9 protein-coding genes are annotated in these 17159 nt (G+C 74.5%); 2 read left to right on the top strand and 7 right to left on the bottom strand.

The window, feature by feature from the left end; translation table 11 throughout:
• The 3 genes from ACFU74_RS09965 to ACFU74_RS09955 form a co-directional block, all read right to left on the bottom strand.
• Positions 1-8411: SDR family NAD(P)-dependent oxidoreductase (locus ACFU74_RS09965; RefSeq protein ID WP_380754523.1), on the bottom strand; the 8411-nt coding region annotated here is incomplete at its 3' end.
• 128 nt (positions 8412-8539) lie between these two features.
• The gene (locus ACFU74_RS09960; RefSeq protein ID WP_380754521.1) at positions 8540-10090 is read right to left on the bottom strand and encodes a PH domain-containing protein; all 1551 of its coding nucleotides are present in this window, start codon (positions 10088-10090) and stop codon (positions 8540-8542) included.
• A 17-nt stretch (positions 10091-10107) separates the two neighbouring features.
• Positions 10108-10608 (bottom strand): PH domain-containing protein, encoded by a 501-nt coding sequence (locus tag ACFU74_RS09955; RefSeq protein WP_380754518.1) that lies wholly within the window; start codon positions 10606-10608, stop codon positions 10108-10110.
• A gap of 151 nt (positions 10609-10759) precedes the next feature.
• Between ACFU74_RS09955 and ACFU74_RS09950 the strand changes: the two genes are divergently transcribed.
• Entirely contained in the window at positions 10760-11686 is a 927-nt protein-coding gene (locus ACFU74_RS09950) for a carbon-nitrogen hydrolase family protein (protein WP_380754516.1), read from the top strand.
• A complete protein-coding gene (locus ACFU74_RS09945) occupies positions 11683-13350 on the top strand; it encodes a flavin monoamine oxidase family protein (protein WP_380754513.1) in 1668 nt (555 codons plus the stop codon). The genes ACFU74_RS09950 and ACFU74_RS09945 overlap by 4 nt, the downstream gene beginning before the upstream one ends.
• A 19-nt stretch (positions 13351-13369) precedes the next feature.
• Here ACFU74_RS09945 and ACFU74_RS09940 read toward each other — a convergent pair whose 3' ends face one another.
• The 4 genes from ACFU74_RS09940 to ACFU74_RS09925 are packed head-to-tail and all read right to left on the bottom strand — an operon-like array spanning position 13370 to position 16900.
• A complete protein-coding gene (locus tag ACFU74_RS09940; RefSeq protein WP_380754510.1) occupies positions 13370-13990 on the bottom strand; it encodes a response regulator in 621 nt (206 codons plus the stop codon).
• The gene (locus ACFU74_RS09935) at positions 13987-15159 is read right to left on the bottom strand and encodes a sensor histidine kinase (protein ID WP_380754508.1); all 1173 of its coding nucleotides are present in this window, start codon (positions 15157-15159) and stop codon (positions 13987-13989) included. The genes ACFU74_RS09940 and ACFU74_RS09935 overlap by 4 nt, the downstream gene beginning before the upstream one ends.
• Before the next feature lie 26 nt (positions 15160-15185).
• The gene (locus ACFU74_RS09930; protein ID WP_380754505.1) at positions 15186-16058 is read right to left on the bottom strand and encodes an ABC transporter permease; all 873 of its coding nucleotides are present in this window, start codon (positions 16056-16058) and stop codon (positions 15186-15188) included.
• Positions 16055-16900 carry an ABC transporter ATP-binding protein gene (locus ACFU74_RS09925; RefSeq protein WP_380754502.1) on the bottom strand — a complete coding sequence of 282 codons (846 nt, stop codon included), beginning with the start codon at positions 16898-16900 and terminating at the stop codon, positions 16055-16057. The genes ACFU74_RS09930 and ACFU74_RS09925 overlap by 4 nt, the downstream gene beginning before the upstream one ends.
• Positions 16901-17159: the final 259 nt, after the last annotated feature.

Below are 17159 nucleotides of genomic sequence, written 5' to 3'. Positions count from 1 at the left end.
CCCCGGATCACCCGGTCCAGATGCGCGGCATCGGCATCCACCAGCGACACGTCCTCGGCCACACCCGCCGCATGCACCACCGCATCAACCGGACCCACCACCGCCAACAACGCCTCGACCGCCGACCGGTCCGCCAGATCACACGCATGCACCTCAGCCCCGGGAAGCTCCGCCACCAACTCCGCAGCCCCCGGAGCCCCAAGCCCACGCCGCGACACCAACACCAACCGCTCCGCACCGGCCCCCGCCGCCCACCGCGCCACCTCCGCACCGAGCCCACCCGTGCCGCCAGTGACCAGCACCGTCCCACGCGGACGCCAGACCGTGCCCGAAGCCGCCGGCGCCTGCACCAGACGCCGCACCAACACCCCACCACTGCGCACCGCGACCTGGTCCTCCGCACCCAGCCCGCCAGCCAGCACCGCGCCCAGTCGCCCGACAGCCCGCGCGTCAACGGCCGCCGGAAGATCCAACAGGCCGCCCCAGAGCTCCGGGTGTTCCAGACCCACCGCGCGGCCGAAGCCCCACAGTTGCGCCTGGTCGACGTCCACCGCACCATCAGCCCGGCCCGTCGCCACCCCACCACGCGTCACCAGCCACAACGGCACCCGGCACCCCACGCCGACCAGCGCACGAACCACCGACAACGCGTCAACCACACTCACCGGCGACGCCACCACACCCACGACATCCAGCCCCGCCAGCGCAGCCCCGTCCACCACGGCCACCACCGACACGCCCAACCCGGCCAACACCGCACCCACACCGTGCACGTCCTCACCGACCACCGCCCACGTGCCGGACAACTCACCGACAGCAAGATCAGCCGGCTCCCACGTCACGCGATACCGCCACCCGTCGACCAGCGACCGCTCCCGACCACGAGCACGCCACGACGCCAGAGCCGGCAGCACGTTCTCCAGTGAGGCGGCCGGAACGCCGAGGCTCTCGGACAGGCCGGACAGGTCCCCCTGCTCCACCGTGGCCCAGAACCCGGCCTCGGCCGAGTCATCGGCAACAGCAGCAGCAGGGCGGCTCTCCAACCAGTAGCGCTGCCGCTGGAAGGCGTAGGTCGGCAGCTCGACCGGCTCGACGCCGGCGAACAGCGGCGCCCAGTCGACGGGGGTGCCGTTGACCCACAGGCCCGCGAGGGCAGTCAGCGCGGTGGCGACCTCGTCGCGCTCCCGACGCAGCAGCGGCGCCGTGACAGCCCCGGGCTGCTGAACCAGCGCGGACAGCACACCGTCCGGGCCCAGCTCCACGAAACGGCCCACGCCATCCAACACCGCCAGCGCGTCGGCAAAGCGAACCGGCTCGCGAACCTGCCGCACCCAATACTCCGGATCCGACCACTCACCCGACCTGACCGGCAGACCCGTCACCGACGAAACCACCGGCATAGCAGGCTCGCCGAACTCCAACTCGCCGACTATGGCCCGGAACTGGTCCAGCATCGGGTCCATCAGGCGGGAGTGGAATGCATGGCTGGTCCGCAGCCGCGAGGCCTTCCACCCCCGCTCGGCCGCCACCGCAGCAGCCGCCTCGATCTCCTCCACCAGGCCCGAAACCACCACCGACACCGGACCGTTGACCACCGCGAGATCGAGGTCCGGGAACGCTTCGCGAACCTCGCCCTCCGAGGCCCCGACCGCCAGCATCGCACCACCGGACGGCAGCGCCTGCATCAGCCGCCCGCGCGCCGCCACCAGCACAGCAGCATCCGCCAACGACAGCACACCCGCCACATGCGCGGCCGCGATCTCACCGATCGAGTGACCCACCAGCACGTCAGCCTCAACGCCCCAGGACCGGAGCAGCGCGAACGCCGCCACCTCCACCGCGAACAGCGCCGGCTGCGCGTACTCGGTGCGGTGGACCAACTCCTCGTCCGCCAGCACCTCCGCCAACGGCCGCTCCAGATGCGCGTCCACCTGCAACGCCACCGCATCGAACACATCCGCGAACACCGGGAACGCCTCGTACAACCCCCGCCCCATCCCGACCCGCTGAGCCCCCTGCCCCGTGAACAGGAACGCCACCCGCCCCGCACGCGCCACACCCGTCAGCGCACCCGAGCCCGACACCACCGCATCCAACCCGCCGACCAGCGCGCCTCGGTCACCCGCCAGCACCACCGCCCGGTGGGTGAGCGCACCCCGGGTGAGCGACGCGAGGCCGATCCCGGGCAGGTCGGCGTCGGCGACCGTCCGCAGCCGCTCCGCCTGCGCCCGCAGCGCGTCCGCCGTGTGACCGGACAGCAGCACCGGCACCAGCGGCAGTTCGACGGCCCTTCCCGACGCAGCAGGGGCAGTCGGCGGCTCCTCGATGATGACGTGCGCGTTGGTGCCCGAGACCCCGAACGCCGACACACCCGCCCGACGCGGACGGCCCACGGCCTCCCACGGCCGCGCCTCCGCCAGCAACTCCACCGCACCGGAGGCCCAGTCCACGTGCGAGGACGGCTCGTCGACGTGCAACGTCCCCGGCAGCACACCGTGCCGCATCGCGAGAACCATCTTGATGATCCCCGCCACACCCGCAGCCGCCTGCGTGTGCCCGATGTTCGACTTCACCGACCCCAGCCACAACGGCTCACCGGAGCGCTCGCGTCCGTACGTCGCCAACAGCGCCTGCGCCTCGATCGGGTCACCCAACGAGGTACCCGTCCCGTGCGCCTCCACCGCATCCACCTCGGACGCCGACAACCCCGCCTGCGCCAGCGCCGCCCGGATCACCCGCTGCTGCGACGGACCGTTCGGCGCCGTCAGACCATTCGACGCACCGTCCTGGTTCACCGCCGTACCCCGCACCACCGCCAACACCCGACGCCCGGCCGCCCGAGCAGTGGAGAGTCGCTCCACCAGCAGCATGCCGACGCCCTCACCCCAGCCGGTGCCGTCCGCCGCTTCCGCGAACGGCTTGCACCGACCGTCCGCGGCAAGGCCCCGCTGGCGTGAGAAGTCGATGAACGCGTCCGGGGTGGACATCACGGTGACACCACCGGCCAGCGCCGCGTCGCACTCCCCGCTGCGCAGCGCCTGCACGGCGAGGTGCAGCGCGACCAGCGAGGACGAGCACGCCGTGTCGACGGTCACCGCCGGGCCCTCCAACCCGAACGTGTAGGAGAGCCGCCCGGAGACGACGCTGCCCGCCGTACCGGTGCCGAGATACCCCTCCAGGTCGGTGGGGACGTCGTGCCGCTGGGTGGCGTAGTCCTGCCCGTTGGAGCCGGCGAAGACGCCGATCCGGGCGCCGCGCAGCGCCAGCGGGTCGAGGCCGGCGCTCTCCAGTGCTTCCCAGGAGGTCTCCAGCAGCAACCGCTGCTGCGGGTCCATCGCCAGCGCCTCGCGCGGCGAGATCCCGAACAGACCCGCGTCGAACTCGCCCGCCTCGTAAAGGAATCCGCCGAACCGGGTGTACGAGGTGCCCGCGTGGTCCGGGTCCGGGTGGTAGAGCGCCTCCAGGTCCCACCCGCGGTCCGTCGGGAACCCGCCGACCGCATCCACGCCCGACGCGACCAACTCCCAGAGAGCCTCGGGCGTGTCGGCACCGCCGGGGAAACGGCAACCCATCCCGACGATGACGACCGGGTCGTCCTCGCCCGACACCGCCGCGCCCACCGGGGTCAGCACGGCATCGACCGAACCGCTCAACTCACCCAGCAGGTGGGCCGCCAACCGCTCCACGCTCGGATGGTCGAACACCAGCGTCGCCGAGAGCGTCAGACCGGTGACAGCGGCCAGGCGGTTACGCAGCTCGACAGCGGTCAACGAGTCGAAGCCCAACTCCTTGAAGGCCCGACCGACAGCCACCGCCTCGCCGGACTCGTGGCCCAGGACCAGGGCGACCTGGGTGCGCACCAGGTCCGCGACGAACCGTTCGCGCTCGCCGGCGGCGAGGCCCGCCAGGCGCTGGCCCAGGCCCGAGAACACGGTGCCGCCGACAGCGGAGGTGGCCGCCACGGCCAGCTCGTCGAAGAGCGGCCGCGCGCGCATCGCCGCGAAGAGCGGTACGAACTCGGCCCACCGCACGTCGGCGACCGTCACCGCGCCCTCGTCGCTGCCGACGGCGCCGGCCAGGGCGCTGATCGCCTGGGCGGGTGGCAGGGCGAGAAGACCCTGCCGTCGGAGGAGTTCGGTCTCGCCCTGGTCGGCGGCCATGCCGATCCGCGCCCATGGGCCCCAGGCGATCGCCGTCCCCGGCAGGCCGTTCGCCCGGCGGCGCGCCACCAGGCCGTCCAGGGCCGCGTTCGCTGCGGCGTAGGCGGCCTGGCCGCGGCTGCCCCAGATGCCGGAGATGGATGAGAAGACCACGAACGCGTCGACCTCGCCGACCAGTTCGTCCAGGTGCAGCGCACCGTCGACCTTGCCCCGGATCACCCGGTCCAGATGCGCGGCATCGGCATCCACCAGCGGCACGTCCTCGGCCACACCCGCCGCATGCACCACCGCATCAACCGGACCAACCACCGCCAACAGCGCCTCAACGGCGTCACGCTCCGCCAGATCACACGCATGCACCTCAGCCCCGGGAAGCTCCGCCACCAACTCCGCAGCCCCCGGCGCCCCAAGCCCACGCCGCGACACCAGCACCAACCGCTCCGCACCGGCCCCCGCCGCCCACCGGGCGACCTCCGCACCGAGCCCACCCGTGCCACCGGTGATCAGCACCGTGCCACGCGGATGCCACACCGCACCCGACCCAGCCGGCGCCTGCACCAGACGCCGCACCAACACCCCACCACTGCGCACCGCGACCTGGTCCTCCGCACCCAGCCCGCCACCCAGCACCGCGGCAACCCGACCAACCGCCCGCCCGTCCAACACCTCCGGCAGATCCAGCAGACCACCCCACAACTCCGGATGCTCCAGACCCACCACCCGACCCAGGCCCCACACCCCGGCCAGACCCACATCCACCGCACCATCAGCCCGGCCCGTCGCCACCCCACCACGCGTCACCAGCCACAACGGCACCCGGCACCCCACGCCGACCAGCGCACGAACCACCGACAACGCCTCAACCACACTCACCGGCGACGCCACCACACCCACGACATCCAGCCCCGCCAGCGCAGCCCCGTCCACCACGGGCACCACCGACACACCCAACCCGGCCAACACCGCACCCACACCGTGCACGTCCTCACCGACCACCGCCCAGACGCCATCCAGACGGCCCCCGGCTGCGACGGTCACCGGCTCCCACTCGATCCGGTAGCGCCAGCCATCGATCAGCGACCGCTCCCGACCACGAGCACGCCACGACGCCAGAGCCGGCAGCACCTCGGCCACCGCCCCGGTGTCGACGCCCAGTTCCTCGGCGAGCGCCGGGAGGTCGGCGCGGTCGACGGCAGCCCAGAACGCGGCGTCGCCCGGGTCGACCGCGCCGGGCCGGGCGGGGGCGCTCTCCAGCCAGTAGCGCTGCCGCTGGAAGGCGTACGTCGGAAGGTCCACCACCCGGGCGTGCGGGAAGAGGGCCGGCCAGTCGACGGCCTCGCCGTGGACGTGCAGCGCCGCCAGGGCCGCAGCCGCGGTGGCGGGCTCGTCGCGGTCGCGGCGCAGCAGCGGCACGCAGACGGCCTCGGGGGCGGCCTGCCGGGCCAGCGCGGTGAGTACGCCGTCCGGGCCCAGCTCCACGTACCGGGTGACGCCGTCCAGCGCCGCGAGCGCGTCGGCGAAGCGGACCGGCTCGCGAACCTGCCGCACCCAGTACTCCGGGTCCGTCCACTCGCCCGGCCCGACCGGGCGGCCGGTCACCGACGACACGACCGGCAGCTTCGGCTCATGGAAGGTCAGGAAGCGCAGGAGGCGGCGGAACTCGTCCAGCGCCGGGTCCATCAGGCGGGAGTGGAAGGCGTGGCCGGTCCGCAGCCGGGACGTCTTCCAGCCGCGCTCGGCCGCCACCGCCTCGGCCGCGTCGAGCTCCGCCGCGAGGCCGGAGAGCACCACCGACGCCGGGCCGTTGACCGCCGCCACGTCCACCGACGGGAACGCGGCCAGCACCTCGGCCTCGGACGCGCCGACCGCCAGCATCGCGCCACCGGAGGGCAGTTCCTGCATCAGCCGGCCGCGCGTGCCGACCAGGGCCGCCGCGTCCGCCAGCGACAACACACCTGCCGCATGTGCGGCGGCGATCTCGCCGATCGAGTGGCCGAGCAGCACGTCGGCCCGGACGCCCCAGTGCCGGAGCAGTGCGTGCAGGGCGACCTCGACGGCGAAGATCGCCGGCTGCGCGTACTCGGTCCTGGCGAGCAGTTCCGCGTCGCCGATCGCCTCGGCGAGCGGCCGGTCGAGCTGGATGTCGAGGTACCAGGCGGCCTCGTCGAAGGCGGCGGCGAAGACCGGCTGGGTGCTGTACAGGCCGCGGCCCATGGCGACCCGCTGCGCGCCCTGGCCCCCGAACAGGAACGCGGTCCGGCCGCGGTCGGCGGTCCCGGTCACGACCTGTGCGGACGGTTCCCCGGCGGTGAGCGCGGCGAGGCCGCGCGCCAACTGTTCGCGGTTCGTACCGAGGACGACGGCGCGGTGGGCGAAGTGGGTCCGGGTGGTGGCCAGCGAGAGGCCGAGGTCGGCCGGGTCGGTGTCCGGCGCGTCCAGCCGGGTGAGCAGTCGCTCGGCCTGTCCGGCGAGCGCCTCGGGAGTCCGGCCCGACAGCGGCAGCGCGACCGGCCCGGCGGGCACGGCAGCGGGCGCGGCACCGGCCGCAGCGGCGGGCTCAACGGGGGAAGCGGTCGGCGGCGCCTCCAGGACGAGGTGGGCGTTGGTGCCGCTCATGCCGAACGAGGAGACGGCGGCGCGGCGCGGTCGGCCGGTCTCGGGCCACGGGCGGGCCTCGGTGAGCAGCCGGACGTCGCCCGCGGCCCAGTGGACGTGCGGGGTCGGCTCGTCGACGTGCAGGGTCCTCGGCAGCAGGTCGTGAGCGAAGGACTGAACCATCTTGATGACGCCGCCGACGCCGGCGGCGGCCTGGGCGTGGCCGATGTTGGACTTCAGCGAGCCGAGCCAGAGCGGGTCCCCGGTGCGGCCCTGGCCGTAGGTGGCGAGCAGGGCCTGCGCCTCGATCGGGTCGCCGAGGGTGGTGCCGGTGCCGTGCGCCTCGACGGCGTCCACCTCGGAGGCCGACAGCCCGGCGTTGGCGAGGGCCTGCCGGATCACCCGCTGCTGGGACGGGCCGTTGGGGGCGGTGAGGCCGTTGGACGCGCCGTCCTGGTTGACCGCGCTCCCCCGCACGACCGCGAGCACGCGGTGCCCGTTGCGCAGCGCGTCGGAGAGCCGCTCGACGAGCAGCATGCCGACGCCCTCGGCCCAGGCGGTGCCGTCGGCGGCGGCGGCGAACGGCTTGCAGCGCCCGTCCGGGGCCAGGCCGCGCTGGCGGGAGAAGGCCGTGAACGAGGCCGGGCTCGCCATCACGGCGACGCCGCCGGCCAGCGCCATGGTGCACTCGCCCTGCCGCAGCGCCTGCGCGGCGAGGTGGATCGCGACCAGCGAGGAGGAGCAGGCGGTGTCGACGGTGAGGGCCGGGCCCTGGAGGCCGAGCGTGTAGGCGACCCGGCCGGAGGCGACGCTCGCCGCGTTACCGGTGACCAGGTAGCCCTCCAGCCCCTCGGTGGCGTCCTGGACGCGGGGCCCGTACTCCTGCGCCTCGGCGCCGACGAAGACGCCGACGCGTTCCTCGCGCAGCGTCTCGGGCCGGATGCCGGCCCGCTCCAGCGCCTCCCAGGAGGTCTCCAGGACCAGGCGCTGCTGGGCGTCCATGGCCAGCGCCTCGCGCGGGTTGATCCCGAAGAAGTCGGCGTCGAACTCGGCGGCGCCGTAGAGGAATCCGCCCTGGCGGGTGTAGCTGGTGCCGGGCCGGTCGGGGTCGGCGGAGTAGAGCGCGTCGAGGTCCCAGCCCCGGTCGGCCGGGAAGTCGCCGATCGCGTCCGTTCCGCTCTCGACGAGCTGCCAGAGGTCCTCGGCCGACCCGACGCCACCGGGGAAGCGACAGGCCATGCCGATGATCGCGATCGGCTCGTCGTGGTGCCCGGTAGCGACGGTCTCGGCCCGCTCGGGGGCGAGGCCGAGCAGTTCGGCGTGGAGGTGGCGGGCGAGCGCGGCGGGCGTCGGGTGGTCGAACGCGAGCGTCACGGGGAGCGCCAGGCCGGTCGCGGCGGTGAGCCTGCCGTGCAGTTCGACGGCGGTGAGCGAGTCGAACCCGGTCTCGAAGAAGGTGCCGTGGGCGGGGACCGGCTCGTCGGCCGGGCGGCGCAGCGCGGCGGCCGCGAGCTCCGTGACGAGGTCGGTGAGCAGCTGCCGCGCCTCGGGGACGGGCAGGTCGGCCAGGCGGCGGCGCAGGTCCGGCCCCGGCGCGGCGGCCGTCCCGTCGGCGCTCGGCACTGCTGCTCCGAAGTCCCCGGACGAACTCATCATCAAGCGCTCACCTTCGGCGAGAAGAACCGTGGATAGCCCACACCGTCCGGCGAACGTAACCAGCCCTCCCCGGGGCCACAGCTCCTACCGCACCCCTATGGCTGCTCCCAGGAGGGGTGACGGCCCGCCTACGGCCCGGGGGCCGGTTCGGGAGCCGGTTCGGGGACCGGTTCGGGGACCGGTTCGGGGACCGGTTCGGGGACCGGTTCGAGGAATGCGTCGACGATCCCGGGCGTCGCCTCGCGGATGAACGCGAGCCCCTCGGCGAGCGGCACGTCCCGGACGGTGTACCCGCCCCGCCCGGCGGCGACGGCGGCGACCAGGGTGGCCAGTCCGGCCCGCCGCTGGGCCGCCGACTGCTTGACGGTCCAGCCGACGATCCCGGCCCGGTCGAGCAGGACGGTGCGCCGGGCGTAGGTGCCGTAGCGGGTGACGAGGTAGCCGCCGTGCAGGCCTCGGCCGAGGCTGCGGTAGGCGTCGACCGCTGCGGCCAGGGCCGTCGGCAGCAGGACCAGGGCGGAGATCCACGCGATGTGCAGCAGGACGTCGGTGAGCAGCGCGCCGAGCAGGACCAGCGGCGCCTCGATCAGGGTGACGGCCGCGAGCGCCCAGGTGATCCGGCGGCGCAGTGCCGCCCGGGGCGGGCGGGTGAGCTCGATCCCGGCGAGGAAGCCGGGTTCCTCGCCGAGGACGGCGGCGGCGACGCGGTCGGTCTCGGTCCGGGAGGCGGGGGGCAGCAGGGCGCTGCGGGTGGAGGTGGACCGGTCGTCGGCGGTGCCGAGGCCGGTGGCGACGGCGTTGAGGCGGGCGCCGCGGGCGAGCCGCAGGGGTTGCGGTTCGGCGATCTGGAGGCCGCGCAGCCGGCGGCGTTCCAGCCAGAGCGAGCGGGTGCTGAACATGCCTCGGCGCAGCCGGAGGGTTCCGGCGTCGACGTCCTCCAGGCGGTAGTCCCACCAGGTCTCGACGAAGGTGGCCAGTGAGGTGAGCGCGCCGAGCAGGAGGACGACCAGGAGCGGCAGGGTGATCGCGGCCCAGAGCGGGAGGCCGGTCAGTGCGGACCAGGTGGAGCGGAGCAGGCCGACCTCGGCGGGGTTGATCCGCAGCGCGTCGAGCAGCCGGGCGAAGCCTCCCGCAGCGGCGCCGACCCAGGCCACGCCCCAGACGGTCAGCGGCGCGTAGCGCAGCCAGCGCAGGCGCAGCACGGCGAGGGTGGTGTCGGCGGCGGTTCCGTCGGGGGCGAGCTGTTCGCGCAGGCGGTCGGCGGCGGCGCGGGGAACGCCGTCGAGGGCGAGTTCCCTGGTGTCGGCGGCGGTGTGGGCGCCGGTGCTGATCCGGACGGTGCGCAGCGAGAGGAGGCGGTGCAGCGGGCCGGCGGTGATGTCGACGCTGCGGATCCGGTCGCGCGGGACGGTGCGGTGGCGCTGCAGCAGGAGGCCGCTGCGGAGTTCGACCCGGTCCGCGGTGATCCGGTACCGGGTGGTGAGCAGGCGGACGCCGAACAGGGCGGCGATGACCAGGAAGGTCAGGGCGATGGAGCCGAGGGTGATCAGTGCGGCGAGGTCGAGGGTGCCGCCGGTGAGCAGGAGGGTCAGCAGGGTGGAGCAGAGCGGCGGGACGAGCCAGGTGAGGCAGGTCGCCACCATGCGCGGGTCCAGCCGCTGCCAGGGGGCTTCGGTCACGGGGGCGCTCCCGAGGGTCACTGAGCGTCCCCGGGCGTGGCCCGGGCCCGGGCGGCGAGGGTCTCGGCGAGGTCGGCCGCGACCTGGCGGTCCAGACCCTGGATGCGGACCGGGCCGGCGGCGGAGGCGGTGGTGACGACGAGCCCGGTCAGTCCGAAGAGCCGCTGGATCGGGCCGCTTGCGGTGTCGACGGTCTGGATCCGCGAGTGCGGCGCGATCCTGGCCTGCTGCCAGAGCCAGCCGGAGACCGCGTACACGGCGTCCTCGCCGGCCTCCCAGCGGTGGACGCGGTAGCGCCAGGCGGGCATGACCAGCAGGTGGGCGAGGCCGAGGGCGGTGGTGACGGCCAGGGCGAGGCCGAGCCAGGTGCGGGCGGGCGGGATGAGCGCGGTGAGCAGGGCGAGCACTGCGACGGGGGGCAGGGCGAGGGCCGCGGCCTGGGTTCTCCACCAGAGCAGAGCGCGGCGGTCGAGCCGGTGGCGGGGAGGACGGAGGCGCCGTGCTTCGTGCTGCGACACGTCGTCACTATAGGGGCCCGCACAGGGGCGGACAACAGCGGCCGGCACAGGTCAACGGGTACCAGTCGGCTAGGGGTTGCGGGCTGTGGCGGTCGCCGTTAGCTGTTCTCCGTCACGTCACGACGGCCTCGGATTGCGGGACGAACGAACGATGAATTCCTCGGGAACGGCGAACTCGGGAACGGCCAACTCGGGAAGGGCGGGGGCGACGCGGGTCGCGTGCTGGCAGTCCGCGTGGACCGGGAGCGCGTCGGGCCGGGACGGCTTCCTCGGCCGGCTGGCCGAGGTGGCCGCCCGGGCGGCGGACGGCGGGGCGGCGCTGCTGGTGACACCGGAGATGTCGGCCACCGGGTACCACCTGGGCGCGGCGCGCACGGCGGCGCTGGCGGAGCCGGCCGACGGCGCGCTGGCGGACGGGGTGCGCGCGATCGCGCGGCGGACCGGCGTGGCGATCGTCTACGGCTGGCCGGAGCGGGTCGGCGAGGGAGTCTGCAACAGCGTGCACCTGGTGGGCGCGGACGGTGAGGTGGCGGCCCGCTACCGCAAGACCCACCTGTACGGCGAGTTCGACCGCTCGGTGTTCACGCCCGGTGGCGAACTGGTGGTCCAGGCACGGCTGGGCGACTTCACGGTGGGTCTGCTGGTCTGCTACGACGTGGAGTTCCCGGAGGCGGTGCGGGCTCACGCACTGGCCGGTACGGACCTGCTGCTGGTCCCGACGGCGCTGGTGCGTCCGTGGGAGTTCGTGCCGAGGACGCTGGTGCCGGCGCGCGCCTTCGAGAGCCAACTGTTCGTCGCGTACGTCAACTGGTACGGCCCGGGGCCGGCCGGCTACTGCGGGCTGAGCCGGGTGGTCGGCCCGGACGGGGTGGTCCGCGCGGAGGGCGGCGGCTCGGCCGAGGAGCTGCTCCTCGCCGACCTGGACCACGGGGCGGTGGCGGCGAGCCGCCGGGCGACGCCGTACCTGGCGAACCTGCGCCCAGAGCTGTACGGCAGGCCCGGACTTCACGACGGACCCGGACTTCACGACGGGCCCGAGCCGCACGGCTGTCCCGAGCCGCACGGCACCGGGGCATGACCGCCTTCGCGGCGGAGCTGTCGGCTCCGCCGGTCACCATGTTCGGCCCGGACTTCCCCTTCGGCTACGACCGCTGGGCCGGCCACCCCGCCGGCCTGGGTTCGCTGCCGCCGGAGCGGCTCGGCACCCGGGTCGCGGTGGTCGGCGGCGGGATCTCGGGCCTGGTCGCCGCGTACGAGCTGATGCGCCTGGGCCTGCACCCGGTGGTCTTCGAGTCGGGTCAACTCGGTGGCCGGATGCGGACGACGAGCTTCCCCGGGCATCCGGGGACGGTCGCCGAACTGGGGGCGATGCGCTTCCCGCCGTCGGCGACGACGCTGTTCCACTACATCGGGCTGGTCGGGCTGGAGACCGCCCCGTTCCCGAACCCGTTGGCCCCGGCGACCCCGCACACCGTGGTGGACGTCAACGGCGCCCGGCACTTCGCGCGGGTGCCGGAGGACCTGCCGGCGGTGTACCAGGAGGTGTTCGACGCCTGGACGAAGGTGCTGGAGGAGGGCGCCGACTTCGGTGCGATGGAGTCGGCGATCCGCCACCGCGACACCGCGACGATCAAGGCGATCTGGAACCGGCTGGTGCCGCTGCTGGACGACCAGTCCTTCTACGGCTTCCTGGCCTCCTCCCCGGCCTTCGCCTCGTTCCGGCTCCGGGAGCTGTTCGGGCAGGTCGGCTTCGGTTCGGGCGGCTGGGACACCGACTTCCCCAACTCGATCCTGGAGGTCCTGCGGGTCGTGTACACCGGGGCCGACGACCGGCACCGGGCGCTGGTCGGCGGGGCGCAGCGGCTGCCGCTGCGGCTGTGGCGGCACGTGCCGCGGCGGGCGGCGCACTGGCCGGCGGGCACCTCGCTGGCGGGCCTGCACCCGGGGGGCCCGCGGCCGGCGGTGACCCGGCTGGCGCGGGGCGGCGGCGGGGGCGTGCTGGTGGAGACCGCGGACGGCGCGGAGGAGTTCGCGGCGGCGGTGGTCACCCCGCAGGTACGGCTGCTGCTGTCGGGGATCGACACGGCGGAGGAACTGTTCCCGACCGGGGTGTGGACGGCGATCGAGCGCACCCACTACATGGGGGCGTCGAAGCTGTTCGCGCTGGTGGACCGGCCGTTCTGGCACGACGTGGACGGGCTCACCGGGCGGCCGGTGATGGGGATGACGCTCACCGACCGGGCGCCGCGCGGGGTGTACCTGTTCGACGGGGGCCCGGGCGAGCCGGCGGTGATGTGCCTCTCGTACACGTGGAACGACGACTCGCTGAAGGCGGCGGCGCTGTCGGCCGGCGAGCGGCTGGACATGATGCTCCGCCATCTGCGCCGGATCTATCCGGACGTGGACGTGCGCAGCCGGGTGGTGGCGCCGCCGGTCGCGGTGACCTGGGAGACCGAGCCGCACTTCATGGGCGCGTTCAAGAGCAACCTGCCCGGCCAGTACCGCTACCAGCGGCGCCTGTTCACGCACTTCCTCCAGGACGGGCTGCCCGTGCACCAGCGGGGGGTGTTCCTCGCGGGGGACGACGTGTCGTGGACGGGCGGGTTCGCGGAGGGGGCGGTGACCACGGCGCTGAACGCGGTGTGGGGGGTGCTGCACCACCTGGGCGGGCGGACGGCGGCGGGAAATCCGGGTCCGGGGGACGAGTTCCGCACCCTGGCGCCGATCGAGCTGCCCGGCTGAGCCCCCTCCCCCGCCGGGGTCAGAGGAGTCCGGCCTGCACCGCCGCCATCACGGCGGCGGTGCGGTCGGAGACGCCCAGCTTGCCGAAGATCCGGACCACGTAGGTCTTCACGGTGGCCTCGGTGATGCACAGTTCGCGGCCGACGGCGGCGTTGGTGAGCCCTTCGGCGACCAGCCGCAGCACCTCGGTCTCGCGGCGGGAGAGCGTCTCGGGGCGGGGGCGGCGCACCTGGTCGAGGAGCCGGGCGGCGACGGTCGGGGAGAGCACGGTCTCGCCGCGCGCGGCGGCCAGCACCGCCTGGGCGAGGTCGGCGGGTGAGGTGTCCTTGAGCAGGTAGCCGACGGCTCCGGCCCCGACGGCGCGCAGGATGTCGCCGTCGCTCTCGTAGGTGGTCAGCACGACCACCCGGGTGGCGGGCAGTTCGGCGAGGATCGCGGCAGTGGCGCCGACCCCGTCGCCGTCCGGCATCCGCAGATCCATCAGAACCACGTCGGGGGTGAGCGCGCGGGCGGCGGCCAGCGCGGTGGTGCCGGAGACCGCCTCGCCGACCACCTCCAGGTCGGGCCGGCCGTGGAGCATCGCGCGGATGCCGGCCCGCACCACCGGGTGGTCGTCGACGAGCAGGACGGAGACGGTCATCTGGGCACCCGGATCAGGACGGCGGTGCCTCGGCCGGGCACCGATTCGACGGTGAGTTCGCCGCCCGCGCGGTCGAGCCGGCGGCGCATCAGGGGCAGGCCGTGGCCGGCCGCGGGGGTCCCGGCGGCGAAGCCGGCGCCGTCGTCGCGGACCTCCAGCCGGACGGCGTCGGCGTCGGTGGCGAGCAGCACCTCGACCCGGCGGGCGGCGGCGTGCTTGCGGACGTTGCTGAGCGCCTCCTGCGCGTGCCGGAGCAGGTCGACGTTGAGGGCGGTCTCGGTGGGGTCGGGGGCGCCGTCGACGCGCAGCGAGGCCTCGATGCCGTGCGCGTCGCGGAGCCGTTCGACCTCGCGGCGCAGTCCGTCGACGAGGGAGGCAGCGGTGGCCTCGGGCAGCGGGCGGGCGGTGATCAGGGCCCGGGCGTCGGCGAGGTTGTCGCGGGTGGTGGTCTCCGCGACGTCCAGGTAGTGCAGCGCCCGGGCGGTGTCGGTGGCCAGGGCCGGGCGGGCGGCCTGGAGCAGCATGAGGGTGCTGGACAGGCCCTGGGCGAGGGTGTCGTGGACGGCGTCGGCGATCCGTTCGCGTTCGGCGGTGCGGCCCGCCTGGTAGGAGAGCCGGCCGAGCCGCGCCCGGGTGGCCTCCAGTTCGCGGATCAGCTCGGCCCGTTCGGTGCTCTGCCGGACGATCTGGCTGACCCAGACGCCGAGGACGACGGAGAGGACCGCGACGGTGGTGCCGGCGACGGCGAGCAGCCGGCCGGAGCCGTCGAAGGCCCGGTCGTTCGCGGCGGCGCCGAGCCAGGCCAGGTTCATCGCGAGGACGGCGAGGGCGCCGACGACGGGGCCGCCGGACATGAACGCGGGGGCGCAGAGCGCGAACAGGGCGAAGGCGACGGCGGTGGAGAGGGTGACGGCGGCGGCGAAGACCAGCACCACGCCCGCCTGGTAGGCCGCTGCCCAGCCGGTCCCCCGGTGGTCGCGGATCAGGCGGCGGCCGACCAGCAGGTGGGCGGCGACCAGCAGGGCGAGCAGCCCGGCGGCGCCCACCCGCCGGGCGGGGTCGGCCCCGCCGGCGAGCAGGACGCCGGCCAGGCCGGCCGCGCTGACCAGGACGAAGTACCCGTCCCACAGCGGCTGCCAGCGCAGCCACTCGTCGGGGGCGCGGCTCACGGCGGCGAGCCTCAGGCCGGCGGGGCTCAACCGTCCCTCCGCCCCTTCCAGCGGAACGTCGTCAGGCACAGGACCAGACCTCCCAGGCACCAGGCCGCCAGCACCAGCGCGACGCGGCCGTGCTCCCAGGCTCCGGTCGGCTCCGCGGCGGCCGCCGAGTCGGGCAGGAACACCGAGCGGAAGCCCTGTGCCATCCACTTCAGCGGGAACACCGCGCCGACCTGCTGGAGCGCCGTCGGCAGCGTGGTGAGCGGCACGATGAAGATACCGGAGACGAATTGCAGGACGAGGAACGGCAGGTTGACGATGGGTGCCGCGCCGCGCACCGAGCGCGGGACGCTGCTCATCGCGGTGCCGAGCAGCGCGCAGCCGGTGACGCCGAGCACGAAGATCCAGGCGAAGGCGGCCCAGCGTCCGGGGTCGGTGGGCAGCGGCAGGTCGTAGCCGAGGACGCCGACGGTCAGCACGATCGCCGCTTCGGTGACCGCGGTCACCAGGACCAGGACGATCTTGCCGGCGAAGTAGGCGACCGGCGGCATCGGCACCCCGCGCAGCCGCTTGAGGGTGCCGTCCTCGCGGTCGCTGGTGATGCTGACGGCGAGGTTGACGAAGCAGGTCGAGCCGATGCCCGCGGCAATCATGCCGGCGGCCAGCAGCTGGCTGGCGGGGACGCCGGCGGCGGCGAGCTGCCGGTCGAAGATCGAGCCGAGCAGGGCGAGCAGGACGACCGGCAGTGCGAAGGTGAAGACGACGGCGGTGCGTTCGCGGAAGAACTGGCGCAGTTCGACCCCGCCGCGGGCCAGGCAGAGCCGCAGGACGGACGGCTCCCGGTCGCGGGCGGGCCGGGTGGGGCCCGCGGCCGCGGTGCTCCCGGCGGGTCCCGTGGTCGCGGTGGTCATCGTGTGCTCCCGATCAGGTCGAGGTAGACGTCCTCCAGGGACGGCCGGGTGACGGTCAGTCCGGGGACCTCCCCGCCGAGCCGGTCGGCCAGCTCCCGCACCGCCTCGGTGGGCCGGTCGGTGCGCAGCAGCCGCGGTTCGCCGTCCTCGACCCAGCCGACGGCGGCCCCGGCGGAGGCCCGGCCGCCGAGGTCGGCCGGGGTGTCGACGGCGAGGACGCGGCCTGCGGCGATGACGCCGACCCGGTCGGCGAGCGCCTCGGCCTCGTCGAGGTAGTGGGTGGTCAGCAGGATGGTGGTGCCGTCCTCGGCGGAGAGCCGGCGGATCAGCGCCCAGAAGCGGCGGCGCGCCTCCGGGTCGAAGCCGGTGGTCGGCTCGTCGAGGAACAGCAGCCGGGGCCGGCCGACGACGCCGATCGCGACGTCGACGCGGCGGCGCTGGCCGCCGGAGAGCGTGCGGACCTTGCGGCCGGCCTTCTCGGTGAGACCGACCAGTTCGATCACCTCGTCGACCGGGCGCGGGTCCGGGTAGTAGCCGGCGAAGTGCCGGACGGTCTCGGCGACCGTCATGTCGGCCATGTCGGAGGCGTTCTGCAGCACCAGGCCGATGCCGTACCGCCAGCGGCGGGAGGCCCGCTGCGGGTCCTCGCCGAGGACCCGGACGGTGCCGGCGTCGCGTTCGCGGAACCCTTCGAGGATCTCGACGGTGGTGGTCTTGCCGGCGCCGTTGGGGCCGAGCAGGGCGAAGACCTCTCCGTCGCCGATGTCCAGGTCCAGCCCGTCGACGGCGGGGGTTCCCTGGTAGGCCTTGCGCAGGCCGCGTACGTGCACCGCTTCTGTCACGCGGTCAGTCTCGGCCGTCGGGCGTGCGGTCCGCGACGGCCGGGGGATCGACAGCCGTCCGTCGTTCGATGGACACCGCGGACGGATGCGGGCGGCGGCCTCCCGTGGCTAGGGTCCGCTAGGGGTGGGAACGGGTGCGTGCCGTCCCTAGTCTCCCCACCGTGGATAAGCCGACGCCGTTCGCGACCGGCGGGCCGCGGACCGTGCGGTCCGACGACGACGGCGCGGCGCCCCGCAGGGGGTGCCGCGCCGTGTCCGA

Origin of the sequence: Kitasatospora sp. NPDC057500, from assembly GCF_042802195.1 — a bacterium.
Lineage (GTDB): Bacteria > Actinomycetota > Actinomycetes > Streptomycetales > Streptomycetaceae > Kitasatospora.
Note: the sequence above shows the minus strand (reverse complement) of the source record. Positions and strands in the feature narration are given on the sequence as shown.

Excerpts from the sequence above, each read along its gene's own strand:
- ACFU74_RS09950 (WP_380754516.1), top strand. The coding sequence starts at position 10,760 with ATGAATTCCTCGGGAACGGCGAACTCGGGAACGGCCAACTCGGGAAGG.
- ACFU74_RS09945 (WP_380754513.1), top strand. The coding sequence starts at position 11,683 with ATGACCGCCTTCGCGGCGGAGCTGTCGGCTCCGCCGGTCACCATGTTC.
- ACFU74_RS09940 (WP_380754510.1), bottom strand. The coding sequence starts at position 13,990 with ATGACCGTCTCCGTCCTGCTCGTCGACGACCACCCGGTGGTGCGGGCC.
- ACFU74_RS09930 (WP_380754505.1), bottom strand. The coding sequence starts at position 16,058 with ATGACCACCGCGACCACGGGACCCGCCGGGAGCACCGCGGCCGCGGGC.